The organism is Bacillus sp. RC242, assembly GCF_044908245.1.
Classification (GTDB): Bacteria; Bacillota; Bacilli; order Bacillales; family Bacillaceae_G; genus Bacillus_A; species Bacillus_A mycoides.
In genome coordinates this window covers 38,090-61,282 of the sequence record NZ_JBIYCZ010000006.1, presented here as the reverse complement: position 1 = coordinate 61,282, position 23,193 = coordinate 38,090, and the positions used below count along the sequence as shown (strand labels likewise).

Genomic DNA, 23,193 nt, shown 5'->3' with positions numbered 1-23,193 from the left:
TTATTCCCCCTCCTTCATTACGTTTTTCACATTTCGAATCCAAATTTCTTTATACTTTAACTGGAATCCTATTAATATGTAATTACTCATATTATCAATAACGAGCGCTAACGTATGCGCGTTTTCTTCAGTTGCATGTCGTGACACAACACCAAGTTCCACACCTTTCTTTAATAAATCGTGGAATCCATTTAAAAACTCTTCTTGTATTTCAAATAAGCGTTTCTGGTACTTTTCATTTCGCGTCGCAGTTACGATGAATTCATTTATAACGCGTAATATGCCTTCTTGACCTCTATACTCCGATAACATATGTAAACCATCTGCGATTAACTTTTCTGCAAAGTTTTCTTTCGTATATTGTTCTTTATCGAAGTAACCCACGAAATAATATCCAGAAAAAATCTCTTCAAATAAAAAATCAACTAGCGCTTCTTTAGACGGAAAATGATAATAAATAGCTGGCTTTGATATACCTACTTCTTTCGCAATCATTGAAAGACTCATCTTCTCAATGCCATGCTCTGCCATTAGTTTAAATGATGCCTCTACAATGTGCTGCGATGTTTGTAAATTCTTTGTCATACTGTACCTCACTTATTTTTACTTACCGGTCGGTAAGTAAATTGTAAAATGAAAATGAATGATTTGCAAGTTAATTAGAGTTTTAAAAGGAACTTCTTGATGAACCTAGAAAAATATAAAGTAAAAACAATGTATAACGATAAGGAGGGTTTTCATATGGGATCTGGCGGTAAAGGTGGTAGCGGCGGCGGTGAAGCTGGACAAGATGGTAAGGGCGTTAGTAGCAGTTATATATTACTCATTGTGCTCTTTATCATATTAATCGTAGTTGGAGTCAGCTATAGTGGACTTGGTCTTTAACTTCCACCAGTAAGGGCACACAAAATAGAAAGCTCCGGTTATATTTAACAGCCAGCACTTTCTATTTTCAGTACTCTTATAATGTTTCAGCTATATTTCGCGCTCTGCCGCACACGTAAATCATTATTGATCATCCACAATAATATACGCTGTTCTAATTGGCCCATGTACACCTACGACAAGGTTCATTTCAATATCCGCACTATTTGACGGACCCGAAACGAAGTTCACACAAGCCGGCAAGTTTTCTCCCGCTTTATTTTGATTATGGATCAGTTTTGTAGCTTGGGTTAACCTTGGTACAATCGTACTTTTAGGAACGATTGCAATATATGACTCCGGAAGAAGACTCACATGTCTTCCTTTTAACCCGTCATTAAATAGTACAACGGTTCCTGATTCTGCCAAAGTCATATCACTGAACGTAATGCCAAGGTCAGCAGCTTTCGCAAATTTTATGTCCTCTTCTTTATGATCTAATCCCCATGTACGAAAATGTGTTGTTCCTTCATTGCTGAAACATGGTGTAAGACCATACTCATTAAAGCGCTCATCATTCGAACATATAACAGATTCGATATTCCAATCTTTTATAAAAGACCCCAATGTTTCAACAAGATTTTCCTTTGTTGTTCGCTTTACTTCTGTATGAATGACTTCGCAGTGCTCTATTAACTTTAGTACAAGTTCGTCTTGCGCCAGTCCGTCAAAAACAGTCCACTGCGGGGAAAAAGACCAGTTCGGTTTTTCCACTGCTTCTGGACGTTTCCTACCAAGCTTTTCTGATAACTGGAGTAAAAATTCCTCACGATTTTGGATGGCCATCATTGTTCTCCTTTTCGTGTTTTTCAAACCACTCTCGAAACGGTTGTTTTTTCGGAACTGGAAAATCTCTCGCATCCGTCCAAGCTTTTAACGGCCCAATTCCACGCTCGATCTTATCCCCTTTTGCAAGAGGTTTTAATGCATACGGAGCGCTCTTCGCTGCAAAAGAAAATAGTCTAGGACTCTTCACCGCTTTTTCAAAACCTTTCATAGCCACGTTCCAAGCTACAGGTGATCGTTTTTCTTCTACAATGCGGCTGCGATGTTTAATTAATAAGTCATGTAACGGGATTTTCACTGGACACGCTTCTGTACAAGCACCACAAAGGCTAGATGCGTAAGGTAAATCCTTATATTCATCATATCCCCCTAAAAGCGGTGTCAACACAGCTCCAATTGGTCCTGGATAAATAGAGCCATATGCATGTCCACCAATATGCCTGTATACAGGACACACATTAATACATGCCGCGCAACGAATGCACTGGAGGACACTTTGGAATTCCGTTCCTACAATATCGGAACGACCATTATCAACAATGACTAAATGAAATTCCTCAGGTCCATCTTCCCCGCCAGGCTCAGTTAACCCTGTAATATAACTTGTTAACTTTTGTCCTACAGAACTTCGGCATAGAAGTGTTACTAAAACATCAAGCTCTTCCCATGTCGGAACAATACGCTCCATCCCCATAACTGTAATCAACGTTTTCGGAAGTGTCGTAGTAAGTCTTGCATTTCCTTCGTTTGCTACGATAGAAATTGATCCAGACTCTGCAACAGCAAAGTTACATCCAGTCACTCCTATATCCGCAGCAAAAAAATCATCACGTAAATAATCTCTTACAAACCTCGCCATTTCCGTAGGATCAGATGTTCCAGTGTAATTTAACTTTGTTTTAAATATTTCACAAATGTGTTCTTTATCTTTGTGAAGGCATGGAACAACAATATGCGAGGGAGGATCGTGGTCGTTCACTTGTAGAATAAATTCAGCAAGATCTGTTTCTAACACTTCTGCTCCAGCTTCTTCAATCGCTTCATTTAAACTAATCTCTTCTGTTACCATCGATTTTGATTTCACAATTTTTTTCGCATTTTTCTTTTTTACAATCTCTTTTACATATTCCCTTGCGTCTTCTGCAGTCTTTGCGAAATAAACGAAACCACCGTTTTTCTCAATATTTTCACTCAGCTCATATAAATAATAATCAAGGTTTTCTAATGTATGCTTTCGAATTTCTTCTCCTAAAGCTCGCCATTCTTCCCAGTTTCCAAGACTCTCAGTAGCTTTTAATTTCTTGACTCTCAGACCATCTTGCGCTTTCCTGACAGCCTGTCGCATAAATTGATCCCCAATACCTGTTTTAGTACGCTTATGAAAGGGATCGTTCCCAATTTTCATCCCCATCTCTATATCCCCCCTTGTTTTCGATCTTCATTTAATACTTGAGCAATATGTTTTACATCAATCTGATAACCATTGCGTGTTAAACGTCCTTTTATATTCATTAAGCAGCTACAATCCATCCCAATTAACAATTCCGCACCGGTTTCCATAATATGCTTTACTTTTTCTTCAACCATTTGCTCAGAGATTTCTGGCATTTTCACCGAGAATGTCCCTCCAAATCCGCAGCAATCATAATTATGCGGTAGTGAAACAACTTCCAGTCCCTTTACACACTTTAATAGTTTTTGCGGTGGTTCCTTAATCCCCATTAATCGGCTCATATGACAAGATGTATGAACCGTTGCTTTTTTATGAAGCTCTGCACCTAAGTCTTCTTTCCCTAATACTTCCACAAGAAATTGTGTGAATTCGTATGTTTTATTTCCAAGTTCAGTAGCTTTTTTCTTCCACTCCGCTTCACTTTCAGAAAATAAGCTAGAAAACTCGTGAATCATCATAGCGCAAGACCCCGATGGTGCCACAACATATTCTGAACTGGCAAAGGCTTCAATCATATGCTTTGCAGCTGTTTTTGTTTCTTTCACATACCCGCTATTATAAGCAGGTTGTCCGCAGCAAGTTTGAGTTTTTAGAAAATCAACTTCACACCCTAAATCTTCAAGAATTTCCACAACATCTTTCCCTACTTCTGGATAAAAAACATCTGCAACACAAGTAATAAATATTGATACTTTCATATTTTGCACCCCTAAATACAGTAAAGTAAGCTCAAGTAACTTTATAACCAAATATCCTTTATCTGTATATTATTGGTAATAATTTAAAAAATATGAATAGAAATAACAAAAAAGTGATTGAGATCCATCTCAATCACTTTCTCTTACTAAAATACGATACAATCGCAAACCCTAAAACAAATGTAATAATGGAACTTACCATCGACACTCCAGCAGCTACCAAAATATAAACTTTATTCCAAACAAAAAAAGACTCTCAAATTTGAGAGTCTTTTTTATATGCTTAGAACTTCTTTTTCTAAAATTAGGGAATATGTGTCCGTACGACGATCTCTTAAAAATTGCAGTAGATTACGTGCTTCATTAATTTCCTTTGTATCAATTTTTTGGATGAGTATTCCTTCCTCCTCTTCCAAAGAACAAACAATTTCTCCCATTGGATTACTGATAAAACTTCCTCCATAGAAACACATGCCCTTTTCTTTCCCGACTCGATTTACAGCTGCAACAAATACACCGTTATGAATACTATGAGCTGAAATAGCTTTTGTCCAAATTGGTTTTGTTGATAATTCTGGATAATCTGGTTCAGAGCCAATTGCGGAAGGATAAAATAATATTTCTGCTCCTTTTAGTGTCAAAATTCGTGCTACTTCAGGGAACCATTCATCCCAGCAGATCCCGATTCCTATTTTCCCATACTTTGTACTATATACTGGATACCCTGTATTTCCTGGTGTGAAATAATATTTTTCATGGTAACTCGGTCCATCTGGAATATGATTTTTACGTGTTGTTCCTAAATATTTACCGTCAGCATCAAACACTGCTGCACTGTTAAAATAAATCCCTTGTGCTACCCATTCATAAAAAGGAACAATTAAAACAACATGAAGTTCTTCCGCTAACCTTTGCATCGCTTGTAAAGCTTCATGTTCAAAAGAAATTGCCAGTTCATAATTACGAACTGAAACGCTTTGAGCGAAGTATTCAGCATGATATAACTCCTGTAAACAAATAATCTTGGCTCCCTTTTTTGCTGATTCTCTTACCTTTGCTATTGTTCTTTCTATATTTCCCTTGATATTTTCATTACACGCTAATTGAACTAGCCCAATTGTCACTTCATTCATTCTCTTCTTCCCCCCATTAATTCTTAATGCTTTCTTTTTCATTCCGAAAAACTATATTGCCATTTACCACTGTAAAAATAACCTTAGCATCTTTAATTTCTTCCACCGGTACGGTAAACAAATTCCGATCTAGCACAACTATGTCAGCTAGCTTCCCTTCTTCTATTATGCCTAGTTCATTTTCGCGAAATGAGGCATACGCAGGAGTATACGTGTATGCTCGTAACGCTTCCGCTAATGATATTTTCTCTTGCGAATTCCATTCCACACCTTCATCATCTAGCCTTGTTACAGCTCGGTAAATTTCTGGTAACGGGTTTACTGTAACAACAGGATAATCGCTGCCAAATACAAGCTTTGTTCCTGCATCCATTAATGTTTTCATCAAGTAATTGTATTGCATTCTTTCTGATCCAATTAACCTTCTATATACTTCTCGACTTGTAAGATTAATATGTTCAGGCTGAATAGACGCCAACACCCCTAATTTTTGAAACCTCTCAATATCATTGGGATGAATCATTTCGGCATGCTCAATTGCGTGCCTTGCATCTCTTTTTCCATTCTGTATTTCAGCCTCTTCAAAAGCATCTAATGCTAAACGTACAGCTCCATCTCCTATTGCATGAAATCTTACGCGAAAGCCCTCCTTATCAGCCTCTACTGTCCATTTTTTTATGATTTCTGGTGGATATGTAGTATGACCTCTTGTCGTTTCTTCATTATATGATTCAAGTAAATATGCCGTATAACTAGTTGTTACTCCATCAATAAATTGTTTAAACCCGCAAAATTGAACCATACTAGATTTGTATTTTTCCTTTAAGGATTTTGCTAAGTTTAAATCTCCATTTAGCGGCGCAACAAAATGAATTCTTGTTGTTAACTTTCCTATCTTTTCAAATTCATCATATAACTCCGCTTCTTCCACGCCCATTTCTGGTATCCTCAATAAATCATGCACAGAGGTTACTCCATATTTCGCAGCTTCTATTAAAAAATTTTGAAGCAATATCCTATTTCGTTTAGAGTTAAACTGCAATACGCTAGTTACTAATCCCACTGCATTTTCCTTTAAGACTCCTGTTGGCTCACCATTTTGATCCCTAACGATTTCTCCATATGGTGGACTCTTAGTTTCTTTATTAATCCCTGCCATTTCAAGTGCTTTACTATTTAACCAAACACTATGAAATTCAGCATGGTATAAAAACACTGGTCGATCTGCAACATACTCATCCAATATCATCCGATGTGGCTCTTCATGAATTTCCCACAAATTCTGTTCCCAACTGCTTCCAATTACACAGTTTATCTCTTTATTTCGTTCAGCAAATTCCTTTACAAACTTTCCAACTTCTCTAGCTGAACGCGCATGAATTAACTGTACTCCCTCACTTACTAAACTTCCTAACATTAAATGAATATGGAAATCATGAAATCCAGGCATAATAAGCTGATTTCCAAAATCATGTACAATTGTGTCAGCATCTACATAACCATGAATATCTTCTTTCGGAACAAGAGCAATAATCTTATCATCCTTAACAATAATTGATGCCGAGATAGGTTTTTCTCCTATACCTGTAAATACAGCATGACTACTTAAAATCATATCCGCTTTTTTTCTCATAATTCTCCCCCTCTAAATAGATACTTCTTGTCCATCTTCTTTTGGCAATTCATCAAAATTCATCTGTGGTGGTTGAACACGGAAGAATTTTGTTATATATAGAAGATACACAATACCCATAATGGTCCATATTCCTCCCAGTATGAGAGACATCTTGTCTAAATCACTCCACAATTTAATTGTTATACATGCACCAATTAGCGGTATTAATAAATAGAGAATCGTAGATTTTAATGACCTTTGTCCCCCCTTAATAAAATAATGTGCAATGACGGAAATATTCACAAATGTAAAAGCAATCAATGCACCGAAGTTAATAAAAGATGTAATTGTAACAAGATCAGTAAATAGTGACACCAAAGCAAAAATACTCACTAAAATAATATTTTTGATAGGTGTTTGAAAACGCGGATGTATATAGGCAAAAAATGATTTTGGTAGTACAGAGTCCCTCCCCATTGCATATAAAATACGCGAAACACTAGCATGAGAAGCTAAGGCGGATGTGAATGAAGTTACAACCATTCCTGCAAGAAACAAAGCATTAAATAAATTCCCGCCTATCATTCTAGCGATTTCAGCGGCTGCCGTATCTAAACTTTTATATGCCAAATAGTCTGGATGTATTAAATGTGCTAGATATGAGACGATAATATAGCACATTCCAGAAAAGCAAATGACAAAGAAAATCGCTTTTGGAATAGTCCTTTTTGGTTGAATTGTTTCCTCTGCAAAAGTTGTTAAAGCATCAAACCCTAAAAATGATAAACAAAGTACAGATGCCCCTGAAAATGCTGCAATTATTGAAGAATCTGGATTCATAAACGGTTTTAATGAAAATAATGTTCCCTCTCCTGTTCCATTAAGAAGTGAATGAATACATAGAGCACAAAAAACTATCAATACGATATATTGGAACCCTAAAAAAATCATATTCATTGTAATCGTTACTTTTGTCCCTACAACATTAATTACTGTCACAATTATAATCATCGTAATAATCCATATACTAGAAGGAACAGAAGGGAGATATTCCGATAAATAGAGTGAAATAATGAGGAAGTTAATCATAGGGATAAACAAATAATCCATTAGAATTACCCAACCAACCATGAAACCTAATCCTGGACTTAATGACTTTTGTGTATACGTATAAGCTGATCCCGAAATTGGATACGCTTTTGTCATTTGTCCATAACTATATGCTGTAAATAACATCGCACATAGAGCAAGTATATAGGCTGTTGGTATCACTCCTTTTGATAAAGATTCCACTACGCCAAACGTAGTAAATACCGTTAATGGTGCCATATAGGCCAAACCTAGCAATACAAGTTGAAAAAAAGTCAACGAACGCTTCAACTGAATGTCATCTTTCACTTTTCAACCCCCTTCATCTTTGCAACTTATCCATGCAATTTTTGTTCCATTTTGTTACCATATGGGAAAATCATTATTTTCTCATGCTATAAAGCAAAAAAAAACGGATAAATTCCCCACGGGAAAATATCCGTTTCTGCATAAGTTATGAATACTTGCATACTTTCCGTACGCCAGAAATTTTAAAAAAAGAAAAAAATACCAATTCCTTAAACCGTTAGGAAATAATAAATATAAATAAAAAAACATCCTAAATTACACATTTAGGATGCTTTTTGTAAAACAAATCAATTTCTATTAAGTAATCGCATACGATAACAATTCATCGTCACTTCCCCAAGCCTTTGCAACAATTGATAATTCGCATATGCTCCGACCGGGGCACCGATGATTGGAACGAGTTGAAGCATTTTTGCTAAATCGATATAGTCTCGGTATTCTGTTTGGAACTTTTCCCAGTCCATATGATTTTCTTCTTCTGTATCCCACGTTTCAATCGCTTTCCATACTTCTTTTCGGTAATCGTCACTTGAAAAAGCAAGCTGGAAAACGTGAAGAATAAAAAGGCGCTCTTCTTTTTTACTCGTATCAAATCCGTACAATGTTGCTGCATCAAATAAAAATTTTATTTTAATAGTAAGTAATAACGGGAAATCGGCAAGGCCAAGGAGAATACCACCTGCTCCTGTTCCTGCCCCTTCTGCCGCTGCGACTTTTTTATATTCGTCCATTTTTTTACGTACTTCATCGTCTCGTCTTTGCAGTGACCAGTTCGTTTCTTTTAGCTTCGGTTTTATGAAGTTTGATCCAGCGCTAATTGTTTGCACCATCATCCGAATCGTTTCTGTTAGTACCTTTTGCACTTTCGCGGGCACTAGTTGTTGCACTTTCACCTGCACTTTTTTAGAGAACCGTGTCATCATAGAAGAATCTTTCATGAATGTAGCTTTCCACTGCTCCAATTCTTTTCTAACCTTCTCTTCATATGTAATCATAGGTTCATTCCTTTCAGTTTAAACGCTCAATTCGTTTCGCACCGTATTGATAAACGAAACCGATACTAAATATTATACTTACGACAAATAAAATGCCGGTCATTATGAAATCTTTCGTCGCAAGTGCAAATATAATTGTAAATACAACGCTACCAATGATAAGAATCGCATTTAATAAAGTAAGAAAATCTTTCTTCTTCTCGTCGCCACCTACTGGATATAAATCAAGCCAAATTTTCATACGGTGATGCTTCCAAAGAGTTAATAGCTGGTAGCCGATTAAGTATAAGAAAACAAGGCTTACGATAAAGCGTCCATATAAAAATGGGATAAAGTAAAGAATGACGCCACCAAGAACGAGTAAACGCATATATAAACCGAAATAGTTACCTGATCGTAAAAACGTTCTCGTATATAAGTATAAATATGTACGGTTCTCACCAATTATCGAAAGAATGAAATCAAGCCATTTCCGGCGTGATACTCTCTCTTTTAACGCTGGTACATCAACGAACATATTCGCAATGCGGTACAGCAGCATCATTTTTTTACCCTCTTCAGAAATTAAATACTCCCAGTTTAGCGGCTTTCCTTTCACCTTTTGATGCATAACAGCAAGGTATAGCGCCATTAAAAAGACAATCACACCGGTAAAAATGACTGAAGTACGTTCTACAAGGACGTACACAAATAAGCCATTTAAAATAAAACGAATAAACCAATCCGCTCTTTGTACATTTTGATCTGTTAAAAATGATTTTTCCCACGCTACGAATAAATTCCACGCTTTTACAATGACAAACGCGATTACAATCCATATGTAATTGGCACCTGTTTGTTTCATTTGCTGGAAGTATAACGGGGCAAGCGCAGCGGCTACCATTGCGATTATGTATAACTGAATCATAAACGTAAAGAGAAATGCCTTCGTAAAGTAAGGCTTTAACTTTTCTTCAACTGGCAGCAAATACACGAGGTCTGCTTCTTTTAATAACGTTTGGACTGACCCAGCTGTTAATACAAGACCAAGCAAGACTGCCATAACAATCGCTGTCGGAAACGAAGGTGTTAACGTTTGTAACCATTGCTGGTAATAATACGCTCCTGCACCGATGATAAATACGAAAATAAATTTCAAATGATCATTAAATACGTATTTACTATATGTACGAACTTCTTTTAGAAAGTGCCGAAATCGTTCTTTCCATAACGCTGTGCTATTCATAATCTTCTTCCTTCGTTAACGCAATATAAATATCATCAAGCGTTGCGCCAGGCATATTAAACCCGGATTGAAGTTCTGATAATGTTCCCATCGCTCTCACTTCACCTTGATGCAAAATAATGAATGAATCACAATAGCGCTCTGCTGTCGCTAAAATATGTGTACTCATTAAGATGCCCGCACCACTCTTTTTCATTTGATCCATCATTTGAAGAAGTGATTGAATCGCTAACGGATCGAGCCCAACGAAAGGTTCGTCCACAATGTAAAGTGATGGCTCAACTAAAAATGCACTCATAATCATCACTTTTTGTTTCATCCCCTTTGAGAAATGAGACGGAAACCATTTTAAGCGATTTTTCATGCGAAATTCATGTAATAATTGTCCTACACGTTCTTCATATTGTTTTTCATCTACGCCGTACGCCATCGCCGTTAATTTCAAATGCTCTTCTAACGTTAACTCATCATATAATACTGGCGTTTCTGGAATGAAGGAGAAACTAGAACGGTACGCTGTCATATCATCACGAATTGTTTTCCCATTAATTGTGACAGTTCCTTTTTTCGGCTCCATTAAACCGATGATATGTTTAATTGTCGTACTTTTCCCAGCCCCATTTAAACCGATCAAGCCGACAAGTTCGCCTTTATTAACAGAGAACGAAACATTTTGCAGTACAGGTCGTTTCGTATATCCTCCTGTAACATTTTCTACACGCAATAACTCGCTCATACGACACCACTTTCTTCATTAGTATTCATTCTATATTCATCTTACCAAAAATTGTGCTGTACTACATAGTATCGATGTCTCCAAAAAAAATTAAAATTTCTTCGCATATATTTTTACGAAAGCGGACATCATAATTAAGGAAGAAGGAACACACTTGAAAAAGCAACCACCAATTGATGAGTACAACAACATAGTGAAGTCATCATGAAATGGGGTGTCCAAGTTGGACAATGAAATTTACACATAACCAGATAATTTGTTTCATTTTCGAAACGGGGTGTCTCCGAAAGAGCATATACTGTTTTAAAAAATAAACAATTTCATTTAATAAAAGATTGCAATTCATTTCACTTGAAAATGGGGTGTCTACGGCAGAGACTTTAGCCGATTTACCGTGCATTTCTTAAATAAATGAGGTGTCTGTGAAAGAGCATATACTGTTTTAAACACTAACAATTTCATTTAATACAAGATTGCAATTCATTTCACTTGAAAATGGGGTGTCTACGGTAGATATTTCAGCCGATTTACCATGTATTTCTTATATAAATGAGGTGTCTGCGAACCGTAAATTATAAAAAATGCTTTTTCAATCCCTCTTCAGAAAACAGGAAGCTGAGTCAGCTTCCTGTTTTTCGTGTTTGTTCTCCTATGTAATTATGGTAAAATACGGCTAAGACCATTTGAAAGGATGAGATCGATGAATCATACAGCGGACAATTGTATTTTTTGTAAAATCATTGACGGGCAAATCCCTTGCTCAAAAGTATACGAAGATGAACATGTACTTGCATTTTTAGATATTAGTCAAGTAACAAAAGGACATACTCTTGTTATTCCGAAAGTTCACAAACAAGACATTTTTGCGTTAACGCCAGAAATCGCATCACATATTTTTGCTGTCGTTCCAAAAATCGCAAATGCAATGAAAGCAGAATTTAATCCAGTTGGTTTCAACCTACTTAACAATAACGGCGAGAAAGCTGGACAAACTGTATTCCACTTCCACCTTCATTTAATTCCACGCTACGGTGAAAACGATGGTTTCGGTGCTGTTTGGAAATCACACCAAAATGAATACACAATGGAAAATTTACAAAACATCGCAAGTACAATTGCAAATAGTGTGAAATAGTGCCACTATAATAAGAAGTAATACATAATAAGCCGATTCCTCTGGCATTTATTGTATGGCTTCTTTCTTCACAAAAAATGCCGGGGGTATGATTTTTTTGTGCATAGCATGTACAAGAGAGAAAAGCTCACTTTTCTTCCCCTTGTCTTAAAGATATGCACACTTTTATACATCATGAATACGAACGAAAAATAAGGAGGTTTCCTTTTATGTCAAAAGCTAAATCCTTTATTACAGGTGTACTTTGCGGCGGAGCAGTTGCTGGACTAGCCGTTCTTTTCTCAACTCCTTCTTCTGGTAAAGCTATGCGCGGTAAGCTGAAAGAAAAAGGAACTGATATAAAAAAAACATTAGCTGATATTACAGCTGATACGAAGTTATTAAAGCGTCAAATCGTTGAAACTGCTTCAGAAGGTAAAGAAGTATTCCAAGAACTAAAAGACGATATGCATGACACGCTTTCTAACTGGAAACAAGATATTTCTCAAAACAAACGACATATCGAAAAAGAAATTTTAGACATTCAAAAGTCAATTGAGAAACTACAAGAAGCCGTTCCAGAAAAAGCGTAAACATATTCCTGCTTAGTTTTTTGCATATAACAAATATTTTTCATACGAATTGACCTTAACACGGCATATCACATAGATATGCCGTGTTTTTATGCATTTACAATATATGTTATCCCTTAACATGTAAAGACAACACATGTATTCTCGACTCATAAAACGCTTCCATAGTTATGCATGATTTGTATAGAATGTTATTTTTCCGAAAAATTTTCACAATTCTCACAAAAAGACTTTATTAATTTTTATTTTACTGGCATAATAGATAATAATGAAAAAAGAATGTTAAAGTGGGTGAGTAAATGAAAAGTGGAGAAAAAAATTACTCGGTAAAAGAAGCGATGATTTTCAGCCAACGTATTGCTCAATTATCGAAAGCGTTATGGAAATGCGTAGAGAAAGATTGGCAACAATGGATTAAACCTTACGATTTAAACATTAACGAGCATCATATTTTATCAATCGCTTATCATTTAAAAGGGGCTTCTATTTCTGAGATTGCTAAGTTTGGAGTTATGCACGTATCAACGGCGTTTAACTTCTCTAAAAAGCTAGAAGAACGCGGCTATCTTGTATTCTCTAAAAAAGAAGATGATAAACGAAATACGTACATTGAAATTACAGACAAAGGGGAAGAATTACTACTTCGCTTAATGGAGGAGTATGACCCTGAAAATAATTCTGTTTTTAATGGTGCACTTGAACTTCGTAATTTTTACGGTAAGTTCCCAGAAAATATCGAACTTATTGCGATCCTTCGCAATATTTACGGACAGGACTTCATCGATATTTTTGAGAAATCATTAGAGAATATTGAGGAGAACTTTACGGAGACCGATCAAAAATTAGTTAAGAAATAATCTATTTATCCTTTCGCAATCATGCGTAAGAATTCATTCATAAGTGGCACAAATAAGCCCTGCTTTGCTAGCGCTTCCGCAGTTTCGTATACTTCGAGCTGATGTGGAAGCGCTTTTTCAAATTGATCTAATAGCGCATCAAACAATAGAAGGCCTTCTGCTTTCTCCACTACATATTGTTCGTTCAGCTTTTCACAAAGTTTTAGTATACGTTCAATGTCTTTTTTACGAGCTTTTTTCTTTATGATTAAAGAATAAAATGGACACTTTTCTTCATCAATCATTTTAAATAGTAGGTCTACGTAGTATTCAGCTTGTTCTAGTCTTCTTACAACGTCCATTTTCTCCCTCGCTTCCTAACACAAAGTCTTCTATTTCTGAATTTTGTAACACGAACAAAATATCGTATGATACAATATATAAAGTATATGTATTTTAGCCAAAAGGAGGTCTCGCCTCATGACTCTTATAACCGTTGTTTTTGTTGCATTCGCACTTCTTGTTATATTTTACACGAATTTCATGACACATACACTGTGTGAGCGAAAACAAATATCTGCGAGCCGCCAGCCCGGTGTCTTTCGAGTTATTAATGTATGTATTACCATTCTATTAATTTCTAGTTATGTAGAAATTATATTTCATGGAAAGTGAGGAAGGAAGCCCCTTCCTCATTTTTTTCCTCTATAAGCAAATTATACCTACTATAACTAATAAAATAAACAGTACAAGTAATAAAATAAGTTTTGAATTCATCCCCCATCCCCTCCTCTTTTCTGTATATGCGACATGCGCCCAATATGGTACCCTTTCAAAATCTGACACAAACTGGTTAAAATTTCTTTATCAATAGGAAAACCCGTCGAAATATGATATATTAAATTTTGTACATATTGCTTATACTATGAAATAAACGACACGCATCTAAACTTTATCCTAAAGCCTCGGTAAGCCCTGTTAAGCGTGCTTTTACATATAAAAAAAGCAAAGACATCAGTGAGACTTAATCAGGTTCTTATGAACGAAAATAACCTATCATAAGGCGTTTCTTCATTCGTATGGGATAAATTAAAAATACATAATAGTAGGAGTGTTTATTGAATGAAGAAAGCTATGCTTGCCTTAGCCGCAACAAGTGTAATCGCATTATCAGCATGTGGAACATCATCATCAGACAAAATTGTTACATCTAAAGCTGGTGACATCACTAAAGAAGAGTTCTACAATCAAATGAAGACACAAGCTGGTAAACAAGTACTAAATAACATGGTTATGGAAAAAGTACTTATTAAAAACTACAAAGTCGATGAAAAAGAAGTAGACAAAAAGTTCGATGAAATGAAAAAGCAAGTCGGTGACCAATTCGATACACTAATGAAACAACAAGGCCTTAAAGAAGAAACAGTTAAAAATGGCGTTCGCGCTTCATTAGCTCAAGAACAAGCGATTGAAAAAGCAATTACTGATAAAGACTTAAAAGCAAAATTTGAGGACTATAAGCAAGAAATTAAAGCAAGCCATATTCTTGTAAAAGATGAAGAGACTGCAAAAAAAGTGAAAGAAGAACTTGCACAAGGTAAATCTTTCGAAGAGTTAGCGAAAAAGTACTCTGAAGATCCAGGTTCAAAAGAAAAAGGTGGCGACTTAGGATTCTTCGGACCAGATAAAATGGTAAAAGAATTCGATGAAGCTGCTCGTAAGCTGAAAAAAGATGAAGTAAGTGAACCAGTAAAAACACAGCATGGTTACCATATCATTAAAGTAACTGAGACTCATGCTGACGCAACTTTCGATAAAGCAAAAGCTGACATCAAAAAAGAAGTAGTTCAAGAAAAAACACAAGATGCTCAATTTATGAACGATCTTATGATGAAAGAAATCAAAAAAGCTGACGTAAAAGTTGACGACAAAGATTTGAAAGATCTTTTCGAAGAACCAAAAGCTGACGCTAAAAAAGACGCAAAGAAATAATGAAGTGAAAAAAGCTTGGGTAGCCCCAAGCTTTTTTTATTTTGTAGTAGTTTTATCCCGCTATTTGTGGATATGTGTTTATTTAAATGTTATGTACAAAAAAACGTAGGCATATTTAATTCCTACGTTTTTTATAAGTTAATCAGTTCCTTTACTATTACAATTCATCAAATTCATCAATTTCAGCTTTACGCTTTAAAAATATTTCCATATCTTTATTCTCTCTTCCCATTAAACCAAGAGCATGTCTATCATTTAAAGCTAATTCTTTATAACCCCATATATATTCTATTGTTGTCGCTTTACTATTTTTATGATCCGCAAAATACCATTCTAAAGGTTGTAAAGGATTAGATACTTCAAACAATTCGGCTGGGTACCATGAAGGCAAGTTTTCATTTTCACCTAAGATTAAATAGTCTAATTCTCCATTCAATGAACTAATACCATAAACCACATATTCCTTATGGATTTCTAAATTTATAATCGAGTCTCGATTATATCCTTGTTTTAATAAACCCTCTGAAAATGTATCTCCTGAATTTTTTATACACAGTACCTTCATATACAAGCTCCTATCAACAAAAAATTAATTTTTAAATTTAAAATCATCAAATTCATCTGTTCTAGTATTTTTAACATAATGAATTTCTACACCATTTTAAATTCCCTAGTGGCCCCTCGTACCCAGAATCATTTCCGTACCCCTCTTACTCCATTCAACATAAAAAACCTCGATTCCATCACATGCGGAACCAAGGTTTATCTTATTATCATTGATTAAATTAAAAAAATATGTTAAATTAGTACAGAAACGCATTCGTCAAAAACGATAGAATGTATTTATCCGTATCTTAATTGTACACCAAAACACATCTTCAGTCAACCTCTATTTTTCACTTTTAAAGGAGTGCATACGTATGAATAAAAAACTTGATCTAGAGCAAAAACGATTGGATAACGTAATAGAAACGATTACGGAGCAAATTGATAAACTGGAAAGCGAAACTGGCAGACGCCGGGCAGAAGTAATCAACATTCGCAAACACTTCTGGGATGATGTAAAAGTTAATACTGATACTTTTGACGATTATCTTGAAACAGTTATCAACTTAAGACAACAAGCTCAGTCACTAGCCGTCACACAAATTACCCATAAGCACACCTTTAATCGACTTGCCGCACTACGACGTATGCATAAAGCACCTTACTTCGGACGAATTGATTTCAAAGAAGAAGGAGAATCTGGCGCAGAACAAATTTATATCGGGGTGGCTACACTTACCGATGCAAGCGGAGAAAACTTTCTTATATACGATTGGCGCGCACCAATTTCAAGTGTTTACTACGATTATCCACCAGGACCAGCTGAGTACAGTACACCAGGAGGCGTAATCCGCGGTAATGTGGAGAAGAAATTACAATATATTATTCAAAATGGCGAGATTGATTCAATGTTCGATACGAGCCTCACAATTGGAGATGAAATTCTGCAACAAGCGCTCGGAAAAGGAACAAACAAACATATGCAAAGTATCGTTGCTACTATCCAGCGCGAGCAAAATGAAATTATCCGTCACGATGAAGGGCGACTACTTATCGTTCAAGGAGCTGCTGGTAGTGGTAAAACGTCAGCTGCCCTGCAGCGAATCGCCTACTTACTATATAAATATCGCGAATGGCTAAAAGCAGATCAAATCATTCTCTTCTCCCCTAACTCCATGTTCAACAGCTACGTATCTAACGTACTGCCAGAACTCGGCGAAGAAAATATGCAGCAAGTCACATTCCAAGAATATTTAAACCATAGACTAAGTAAGTCATTTGACGTTGAGGATCCTTACGAGCAATTAGAATATATGCTAACTGAAACGAATAGCGCAAATTATAAAACTCGAAATGCGAGCATTCGATTTAAAGCATCTACTCAATTTTTCGAGATGATTAGAGCGTACAGACAATCTCTTGAATCTTCAGGCATGCTATTTAGAGGAATGAAATTTAGAGGAAAACTGATTGCCTCTGCTAAAGAAATTACAGAGCAATTTTATAATACTGATTCCTCCCTCCGCTTCCATAATCGAATTGAGAAGTTAACGGATTGGCTAAACAAACAAATAGACACAATTGAAAAAACAGAACTGAAAAAGCCTTGGGTAGAAGAAGAAATTGAACTACTTAGTAAAGATGAGTATCAAAAAGCTTATAAATACTTACAGAAAAAAGGCGAGTTTGATGACAACTCCTTTAATGATTATGAAAAAGAAACGAAAGTACTCGGTCGTATGATTGTCCGTAAAAAATTAAAACCGTTACGTAAAGGCGTTCAAACATTGCGTTTTATCAATTTTACAGGCATATATAAACAACTCTTCACAGATGAATCATGGGTTACTGGCGAAAAGCCTAAAGAATGGGATGACATTTGTTCACTAACTTTGAACATGCTTGATGAAGGAAAGCTACATTACGAGGATGCGACTCCATTTTTACTTTTAAAAGAATTAATTGAAGGCTTCCAAACGAACAGATCAATTAAACACGTACTCGTAGATGAAGCACAAGATTATTCTCCGTTTCAGTTCGAGTTTTTAAAACGTCTCTTCCCTGCCGCAAAAATGACAGTACTCGGAGACTTTAACCAAGCGATATTTGCTCATGCGAGTGAAACAGTTAATTTCAATACACTTACTAGCTTATACGGACCAGATGAAACAAACGGCATCAACTTAACTCGTAGCTATCGATCAACAAAACCGATTATTGAATTCACACGCTATCTCGTACCGGAAGGAAAGAACATTAACGCCTTTGAACGTGACGGTGAGAAACCTACAGTGACTAAAGTTTCTGATTACAGCGAACTGCATGATCGTATCACTTCTAAAGTTGCTGAACTACAAAAACAACAGCACAATACGATCGCAATTATATGTAAATCCGCAGCTGAAAGTGCCGCTGCATACGAGGCACTCAGTCATATCGAGAATATTAAACTTGTGAAAAGTAACTCAGCCGAGTATGAGCAAGGAATTGTCGTGATTCCTGCTTACTTAGCGAAAGGTATCGAATTTGATGCTGTTATTATTTACGATGCTTCTAAAGATGTGTACAGCGATGAGAGCCTACGTAGATTGTTCTACACTGCTTGTACACGCGCAATGCATGAATTGCAGCTTTATAGCGTTGGTGAGGTTAGTCCTTTTGTAACGGGGGCTGCTTCGGAGAGTTTTGAATGTATAACGAAAACACCTTGATTTTTATCAAGGTGTTTTTTTCATTCTAAATGAAATATCTTTACGCCGATATACACTCAGCACAATCCCCATTATAAATGCATGAAACAGAGTTGGTATCAATCCGTAGCTAATAAAGGGTAATGATATAGAAACACGTGGTAATATCCCGAGGATCATGCCAACGTTACAAATGAAATGGACTACAAAAAGAGTTACTCCACCAACGAGTAGCAATTTACCATAACCATCATTTATTCTATACGATATGGTCATTATTCTCACTGCAAAAAGAGAAAGAATCAAGACAAGAATCAGCGCAAGCACATATCCATAATAGTAAGTCAAACTCGCGAATACAAAATCAGTATGCGCAGCAGGGATAGACTTTATATTTCCATATGTACCAAACCAACCTGCCGACGACATTGCCTCTTTTAAACGTAAATACCATAGATCATGCTCTGGGTTTAAAAAACCTAAAATTCTAGCTATCCGGTATTCTTTTACGGCAGACCAGGAAAATAGATCCTTAATAACAAAGGGTAAAATTGGTAAAATCGTAATGAGCCATGCCGTTTTCTTTCCTAGCTTACTCCACCAAAGCATAACGAATACCATCGTAATATAAATAAAAATTGGCACCAGAATTGATGTAGTTGAAAATAGATATAAAGAAAATACGTACAACATGAGAAGGTGCATAAACTTTAACCTACTATTATTGAAAAAAGAAGCCCAAGCTAGAAAGAAGAATGGTATCGTCATTAAACAGTCAATTGTGAGAGGACCAATCTTTATTAATGCTTCTCCATTCACAGAAATAGTCGGAAAACATTTTATAGCTAACAAGATAAGTATTCCAATTGTATAAAACAGCCACCCGATTCTTTCTAACTTCCGATAATCAATCAGCATCATCCCTAAAGCTGCTACAACACCGAGAATAACAAATATCACCTTATTCATTAGTAAATCATTCATATGTCCAAAAGCTATAACCGGCAAAAAGCCTAGCCCCATAGCAGCCACTAATAAAATAATTAAGAACCAATCCACCTTTGGCTTATGAAGTTTGTTAAGTTCCCTGCCAAGCTTGATCGGACTTCCCATTTGTTCAACAGCCTTATTTTCAGCAACTTCCTCACTTAACCCTTTCTCTATCCACGTGTTCTTCGCCTGTTTCAAGTGAAAATCTAGTTCAGTTGCTACAAAGCTCTTTGCTTCTTTTGATTTAATGTGATTGGTAACTTCGCTTAAAAAACGCTCCCCTTTTTTGTTCAATTTTATCTCACTCCTGTACTAATCCTTTTAATATAAACCGTGCCTTCGTAGAATCTTTTTCTACCTTTCGCAGCATCTTTCTTCCTTTATCATTTAATTGATAATATTTCGCTCCTGCATGATCCCAACTCGATTGGATAAAACGATTCTGTTCTAGACGATGTAATACAGTATATAAAAACCCTTCATTTCCTTCGAATTTTCGAATCCCTCTCCCTCGTAGTAACTGTGACAATTCGTATCCTGTTTTTTCATGACTGAGGAGTTGTAAAATCGCTAAAGAGATGTCCTCTTCCTTTTCGTTTGAAGCATTGATTTTTTCGCGCACCTGCTTTCGATGTTGATCAGAAAAACTCAAATGTTTAAACGTTGTATTCTCCATTGATTTTCGCAGGCCTTTTAATCGATCTTCCATTTGATTATTCCTCCAATCCTTTCTTCAAAAGCTCCTTCGCTTTTTTCAGTCTCGTTTTTATCGTGTTTTCTTTCACTTCTATTACAATAGCAATCTCTTTAATTGATAGTTCTTCATAATAAAATAGATAAATGACTTCTCGATATTTTATCGGTAAATTCATTACTGCAGAAGCCAGTTCACGATCCTTCGCATTTTGAATAACAGTTTGTTCGACACTATCATTTTGAACCCCAATATAAGCAGCTTCATCCTCTGTCACGATCACCTTTTTGTTATACCAACTTTTTATGTAGTCCTTACATTGATTAATCGCAATTCTCCACAACCACGTTTTCACATTCGATTTCCCTTTGTATGTATGAAGAGATTTATAACATTTCACAAATATATCTTGCGTTAAATCCTCAGCGACTTCTTTATTATTCACATATGAATACACAAGCTGTAAGACTTCTTGTCCATACTTGTTCATTATTTCATCGATAAAGAGTTCCTTATCTTCTATTTCAAACGCTTCTACCGTTAATTCATCCACATCATTTCCTCCTTCCCATTTATTAGACGACGCACTGTATGGAAAAGTTTTATAAATTCATAAAAAAACGGTTGGAAATGTCCATACCGTTTTGTTCATCCTCTACTATTTAATTTTTTCTAAAACAAAACTTTTAATATTCCCCGCACTTTTTATAGCTTACGATACGTCTGTTTTATTAAGTTCTTCAAAATAAGGATATTGTAGAAGCAAATTAATAAATTGATTCATTTCAACTCCAATACACTACTACAATTGTTAAGTTATTCAAACGGTATAATAATACTTATTATACCTTTCGTATTCATATCCTGTTAAGCAACAAAAATCTACACTCAGTTAATTTCAGTACACTCTGTACAAATATAATAAAACAAAAAACCGCATGAAGGCTCTCCCTCATGCGGTTTATTTTTAAGCTAACGCAGCCGCCTGCTCTTGTTGATCTACAGGAATTACAGCGTCTGTTAATGCTTTTTCTAATTCAGCTGTGTATTTCATTTGCTCTTCTTTGCTCCAGCCTAGTTTCGCAGCCATGTAGTTGATTACTGCTTCTTTCCACTCGTATACCCAGTGAATGTTGAAGAATACAGCGCCTCTGCGGCGTACGAAGAAGTCAACTGGTTTCGCTGTCATTTCGTAATCCATTGCGTATACAAGTGGGATTAGAACGTCTAGCGGCATGTTGTATTCTTTCGCTTCGTCTTTATGTTTTTTCGCTAAGTCAAACAGTACGTCTACGTTAGAGCCGTAGAATTTCGCGAATTCTTCTGCTTGTACTTTCGTTAAACCATATTTCGTACCTTCGTCTGCTTTTTTCGCAACGAATGCTGGGAATCCGTGTGAACCACTTACATGACCACCAGAGATTGGCATATGTTTCGTATCGCTCTTCTTATATGCGCTATGGCCTTCTTTTTGTAATAGATTCGTTACGTAGTCTACTACCATTTCAGCCATTTTGCGGTATCCTGTTAATTTACCGCCCGCGATTGTAATTAAACCAGATTCAGAAGTCCAAATTTCATCTTTACGAGAAATTTCAGATGCATTCTTACCTTCTTCATAGATTAGCGGACGTACACCAGCCCAGCTTGATTCCACATCTTTTTCTGTAATTTTCACGCTTGGGAACATGTAATTAATCGCATTAATGATATATGTGCGATCTTCTGTTGTCATGTGCGGTACAGCTGCGTCTTTATCATAGAACGTATCTGTTGTACCTACGTACGTTTTTCCTTCGCGAGGAATCGCAAACACCATACGTTTATCCGGTGTATCGAAGTAAATTGCTTGCCCTAATGGGAAACGTTTTTGGTCAATTACTAAATGCACACCTTTTGATAACTGAAGTACTTTCCCTTTTTTAGAGTTATCTTTTTCACGAAGTGTATCTACCCAAGGACCAGCTGCGTTTACAATTTTCTTACCGTAAACTTCGTACACTTCTCCGTCTAGTAAATCGATTACACGTACACCGCATACTTTTCCATCTTTATATAAGAAACTGTCTACTTTTGCGTAGTTAACAGCTTTCGCACCGTGTTCAATCGCTTCTTTCATTACTTCAATTGTAAGACGCGCATCATCTGTACGATATTCTACGTAGTAACCGCCGCCTTTTAATCCTTCTTGTTTTACAAGAGGCTCTTTATTTAGCGTTTCTTCACGGTTAAACATCTTTCTGCGCTCGCTTCGTTTTACGCCTGCTAAGAAGTCGTATACACGAAGACCAATTGATGTACTAAATGACCCGAACGTGCCGCCTGTATGGAACGGAAGTAACATCCACTCTGGTGTTGTTACATGGGGACCGTTCTCATATACGATCGCACGCTCTTTCCCCACCTCTGCTACCATTTTCACTTCAAGTTGTTTTAAATAACGTAGACCACCGTGTACAAGTTTCGTTGAACGACTTGATGTACCTGCTGCAAAGTCCTGCATTTCAAACACAATCGTTGATAAACCGCGTGTTGCCCCATCTAATGCAATACCAGAACCAGTAATACCTCCACCAATTACGATCACATCTAACTCTTGTTTATTTACTCCATTTAATACGTCTTTACGTTGTTTACTTGAAAATTTCATGGTAATTCCTCCCTTTGATAACGAAAAAAGAGACCACAAGCTCCGCTATAGATTTCGCCTCTATAGCGTGTTGTGGTCTCTCCAAATCTCCTACCGAATTATTAACTTGTCATCATTATAACACT

General features: G+C 36.2%; 23 protein-coding genes. 7 read left to right on the top strand and 16 right to left on the bottom strand.

All coding sequences use genetic code 11. The features are described 5' to 3' along the window. The gene (locus ABH957_RS13275; RefSeq protein ID WP_404491242.1) at positions 1–585 is read right to left on the bottom strand and encodes a TetR/AcrR family transcriptional regulator; all 585 of its coding nucleotides are present in this window, start codon (positions 583–585) and stop codon (positions 1–3) included. A 156-nt stretch (positions 586–741) separates the two neighbouring features. Here ABH957_RS13275 and ABH957_RS13270 point away from each other — a divergent pair, with 156 nt between their 5' ends. Next, positions 742–885 carry a YjcZ family sporulation protein gene (locus tag ABH957_RS13270; RefSeq protein ID WP_106408435.1) on the top strand — a complete coding sequence of 48 codons (144 nt, stop codon included), beginning with the start codon at positions 742–744 and terminating at the stop codon, positions 883–885. A 123-nt stretch (positions 886–1,008) separates the two neighbouring features. On the opposite strand, the gene ABH957_RS13265 is transcribed toward ABH957_RS13270, so the two are convergent. The 9 genes from ABH957_RS13265 to ecsA form a co-directional block, all read right to left on the bottom strand. Further along, the gene (locus ABH957_RS13265) at positions 1,009–1,710 is read right to left on the bottom strand and encodes a LutC/YkgG family protein (RefSeq protein ID WP_404455764.1); all 702 of its coding nucleotides are present in this window, start codon (positions 1,708–1,710) and stop codon (positions 1,009–1,011) included. Further along, positions 1,691–3,121 (bottom strand): LutB/LldF family L-lactate oxidation iron-sulfur protein, encoded by a 1,431-nt coding sequence (locus ABH957_RS13260; protein ID WP_404511404.1) that lies wholly within the window; start codon positions 3,119–3,121, stop codon positions 1,691–1,693. The genes ABH957_RS13265 and ABH957_RS13260 overlap by 20 nt, the downstream gene beginning before the upstream one ends. Before the next feature lie 2 nt (positions 3,122–3,123). Further along, positions 3,124–3,861: a (Fe-S)-binding protein gene (locus tag ABH957_RS13255; protein WP_404511402.1), complete on the bottom strand. Its 738-nt coding sequence runs from the start codon at positions 3,859–3,861 to the stop codon at positions 3,124–3,126. Between the two features lie 275 nt (positions 3,862–4,136). Further along, positions 4,137–4,994, bottom strand: coding sequence for a carbon-nitrogen hydrolase (locus ABH957_RS13250; protein ID WP_404455756.1), 858 nt, complete (start codon positions 4,992–4,994; stop codon positions 4,137–4,139). Between the two features lie 16 nt (positions 4,995–5,010). Beyond that, positions 5,011–6,627 (bottom strand): amidohydrolase, encoded by a 1,617-nt coding sequence (locus ABH957_RS13245; protein WP_404511400.1) that lies wholly within the window; start codon positions 6,625–6,627, stop codon positions 5,011–5,013. A gap of 12 nt (positions 6,628–6,639) precedes the next feature. Next, the gene (locus tag ABH957_RS13240; RefSeq protein ID WP_404455750.1) at positions 6,640–8,007 is read right to left on the bottom strand and encodes an APC family permease; all 1,368 of its coding nucleotides are present in this window, start codon (positions 8,005–8,007) and stop codon (positions 6,640–6,642) included. Between the two features lie 287 nt (positions 8,008–8,294). Then, a complete protein-coding gene (ecsC, locus tag ABH957_RS13235; RefSeq protein WP_002125776.1) occupies positions 8,295–9,002 on the bottom strand; it encodes an ecs operon protein EcsC in 708 nt (235 codons plus the stop codon). Between the two features lie 13 nt (positions 9,003–9,015). Beyond that, the gene (locus ABH957_RS13230; RefSeq protein WP_404511398.1) at positions 9,016–10,227 is read right to left on the bottom strand and encodes an ABC transporter permease; all 1,212 of its coding nucleotides are present in this window, start codon (positions 10,225–10,227) and stop codon (positions 9,016–9,018) included. After that, on the bottom strand, positions 10,220–10,963 hold the full coding sequence (gene ecsA / locus ABH957_RS13225; RefSeq protein ID WP_061674035.1) for an ABC transporter ATP-binding protein EcsA: 744 nt from the start codon (positions 10,961–10,963) through the stop codon (positions 10,220–10,222). The genes ABH957_RS13230 and ecsA overlap by 8 nt, the downstream gene beginning before the upstream one ends. A 700-nt stretch (positions 10,964–11,663) precedes the next feature. Between ecsA and ABH957_RS13220 the strand changes: the two genes are divergently transcribed. From ABH957_RS13220 to ABH957_RS13210, 3 genes are all read left to right on the top strand, one after another. Next, positions 11,664–12,098, top strand: a complete 435-nt coding sequence (locus tag ABH957_RS13220) for an HIT family protein (RefSeq protein ID WP_001016832.1) — start codon at positions 11,664–11,666, stop codon at positions 12,096–12,098. A gap of 209 nt (positions 12,099–12,307) precedes the next feature. Further along, the gene (locus tag ABH957_RS13215; RefSeq protein ID WP_002011120.1) at positions 12,308–12,670 is read left to right on the top strand and encodes a YtxH domain-containing protein; all 363 of its coding nucleotides are present in this window, start codon (positions 12,308–12,310) and stop codon (positions 12,668–12,670) included. Positions 12,671–12,969: 299 nt separating this feature from the next. Then, positions 12,970–13,527: an HTH-type transcriptional regulator Hpr gene (locus ABH957_RS13210; protein WP_002011118.1), complete on the top strand. Its 558-nt coding sequence runs from the start codon at positions 12,970–12,972 to the stop codon at positions 13,525–13,527. Between the two features lie 5 nt (positions 13,528–13,532). Here the strand turns inward: ABH957_RS13210 and ABH957_RS13205 are convergent, their stop codons facing one another. Continuing rightward, a complete protein-coding gene (locus tag ABH957_RS13205) occupies positions 13,533–13,868 on the bottom strand; it encodes a DUF1878 family protein (protein WP_002140722.1) in 336 nt (111 codons plus the stop codon). A gap of 118 nt (positions 13,869–13,986) precedes the next feature. Between ABH957_RS13205 and ABH957_RS13200 the strand changes: the two genes are divergently transcribed. After that, a complete protein-coding gene (locus ABH957_RS13200) occupies positions 13,987–14,181 on the top strand; it encodes a hypothetical protein (RefSeq protein WP_000172693.1) in 195 nt (64 codons plus the stop codon). A gap of 447 nt (positions 14,182–14,628) precedes the next feature. Continuing rightward, the gene (gene prsA, locus ABH957_RS13195) at positions 14,629–15,498 is read left to right on the top strand and encodes a peptidylprolyl isomerase PrsA (protein ID WP_107887065.1); all 870 of its coding nucleotides are present in this window, start codon (positions 14,629–14,631) and stop codon (positions 15,496–15,498) included. 157 nt (positions 15,499–15,655) lie between these two features. On the opposite strand, the gene ABH957_RS13190 is transcribed toward prsA, so the two are convergent. Continuing rightward, positions 15,656–16,063, bottom strand: coding sequence for a hypothetical protein (locus tag ABH957_RS13190; protein ID WP_016094604.1), 408 nt, complete (start codon positions 16,061–16,063; stop codon positions 15,656–15,658). Positions 16,064–16,418: 355 nt separating this feature from the next. Here ABH957_RS13190 and helD point away from each other — a divergent pair, with 355 nt between their 5' ends. Beyond that, positions 16,419–18,755, top strand: a complete 2,337-nt coding sequence (gene helD / locus ABH957_RS13185) for an RNA polymerase recycling motor HelD (RefSeq protein WP_404491254.1) — start codon at positions 16,419–16,421, stop codon at positions 18,753–18,755. Between the two features lie 6 nt (positions 18,756–18,761). On the opposite strand, the gene ABH957_RS13180 is transcribed toward helD, so the two are convergent. The 4 genes from ABH957_RS13180 to glpD all read right to left on the bottom strand — a co-directional run bounded on the left by ABH957_RS13180 (position 18,762) and on the right by glpD (position 23,068). Then, positions 18,762–20,018, bottom strand: coding sequence for an FtsW/RodA/SpoVE family cell cycle protein (locus tag ABH957_RS13180; RefSeq protein WP_404511396.1), 1,257 nt, complete (start codon positions 20,016–20,018; stop codon positions 18,762–18,764). Between the two features lie 7 nt (positions 20,019–20,025). Continuing rightward, positions 20,026–20,433, bottom strand: a complete 408-nt coding sequence (locus tag ABH957_RS13175) for a PadR family transcriptional regulator (RefSeq protein ID WP_404511394.1) — start codon at positions 20,431–20,433, stop codon at positions 20,026–20,028. Positions 20,434–20,437: 4 nt separating this feature from the next. Then, positions 20,438–20,971, bottom strand: coding sequence for a sigma-70 family RNA polymerase sigma factor (locus ABH957_RS13170; RefSeq protein WP_002134797.1), 534 nt, complete (start codon positions 20,969–20,971; stop codon positions 20,438–20,440). A gap of 414 nt (positions 20,972–21,385) precedes the next feature. Next, positions 21,386–23,068, bottom strand: coding sequence for an aerobic glycerol-3-phosphate dehydrogenase (gene glpD, locus ABH957_RS13165; protein WP_404511392.1), 1,683 nt, complete (start codon positions 23,066–23,068; stop codon positions 21,386–21,388). Positions 23,069–23,193: the final 125 nt, after the last annotated feature.

Coding starts and splice junctions, on each gene's coding strand:
- ABH957_RS13275 (WP_404491242.1), bottom strand. CDS start 585: ATGACAAAGAATTTACAAACATCGCAGCACATTGTAGAGGCATCATTT.
- ABH957_RS13270 (WP_106408435.1), top strand. CDS start 742: ATGGGATCTGGCGGTAAAGGTGGTAGCGGCGGCGGTGAAGCTGGACAA.
- ABH957_RS13265 (WP_404455764.1), bottom strand. CDS start 1,710: ATGGCCATCCAAAATCGTGAGGAATTTTTACTCCAGTTATCAGAAAAG.
- ABH957_RS13260 (WP_404511404.1), bottom strand. CDS start 3,121: ATGGGGATGAAAATTGGGAACGATCCCTTTCATAAGCGTACTAAAACA.
- ABH957_RS13255 (WP_404511402.1), bottom strand. CDS start 3,861: ATGAAAGTATCAATATTTATTACTTGTGTTGCAGATGTTTTTTATCCA.
- ABH957_RS13250 (WP_404455756.1), bottom strand. CDS start 4,994: ATGAATGAAGTGACAATTGGGCTAGTTCAATTAGCGTGTAATGAAAAT.
- ABH957_RS13245 (WP_404511400.1), bottom strand. CDS start 6,627: ATGAGAAAAAAAGCGGATATGATTTTAAGTAGTCATGCTGTATTTACA.
- ecsC (WP_002125776.1), bottom strand. CDS start 9,002: ATGATTACATATGAAGAGAAGGTTAGAAAAGAATTGGAGCAGTGGAAA.
- ABH957_RS13230 (WP_404511398.1), bottom strand. CDS start 10,227: ATGAATAGCACAGCGTTATGGAAAGAACGATTTCGGCACTTTCTAAAA.
- ecsA (WP_061674035.1), bottom strand. CDS start 10,963: ATGAGCGAGTTATTGCGTGTAGAAAATGTTACAGGAGGATATACGAAA.
- ABH957_RS13220 (WP_001016832.1), top strand. CDS start 11,664: ATGAATCATACAGCGGACAATTGTATTTTTTGTAAAATCATTGACGGG.
- ABH957_RS13215 (WP_002011120.1), top strand. CDS start 12,308: ATGTCAAAAGCTAAATCCTTTATTACAGGTGTACTTTGCGGCGGAGCA.
- ABH957_RS13210 (WP_002011118.1), top strand. CDS start 12,970: ATGAAAAGTGGAGAAAAAAATTACTCGGTAAAAGAAGCGATGATTTTC.
- ABH957_RS13205 (WP_002140722.1), bottom strand. CDS start 13,868: ATGGACGTTGTAAGAAGACTAGAACAAGCTGAATACTACGTAGACCTA.
- ABH957_RS13200 (WP_000172693.1), top strand. CDS start 13,987: ATGACTCTTATAACCGTTGTTTTTGTTGCATTCGCACTTCTTGTTATA.
- prsA (WP_107887065.1), top strand. CDS start 14,629: ATGAAGAAAGCTATGCTTGCCTTAGCCGCAACAAGTGTAATCGCATTA.
- ABH957_RS13190 (WP_016094604.1), bottom strand. CDS start 16,063: ATGAAGGTACTGTGTATAAAAAATTCAGGAGATACATTTTCAGAGGGT.
- helD (WP_404491254.1), top strand. CDS start 16,419: ATGAATAAAAAACTTGATCTAGAGCAAAAACGATTGGATAACGTAATA.
- ABH957_RS13175 (WP_404511394.1), bottom strand. CDS start 20,433: ATGGAAGATCGATTAAAAGGCCTGCGAAAATCAATGGAGAATACAACG.
- glpD (WP_404511392.1), bottom strand. CDS start 23,068: ATGAAATTTTCAAGTAAACAACGTAAAGACGTATTAAATGGAGTAAAT.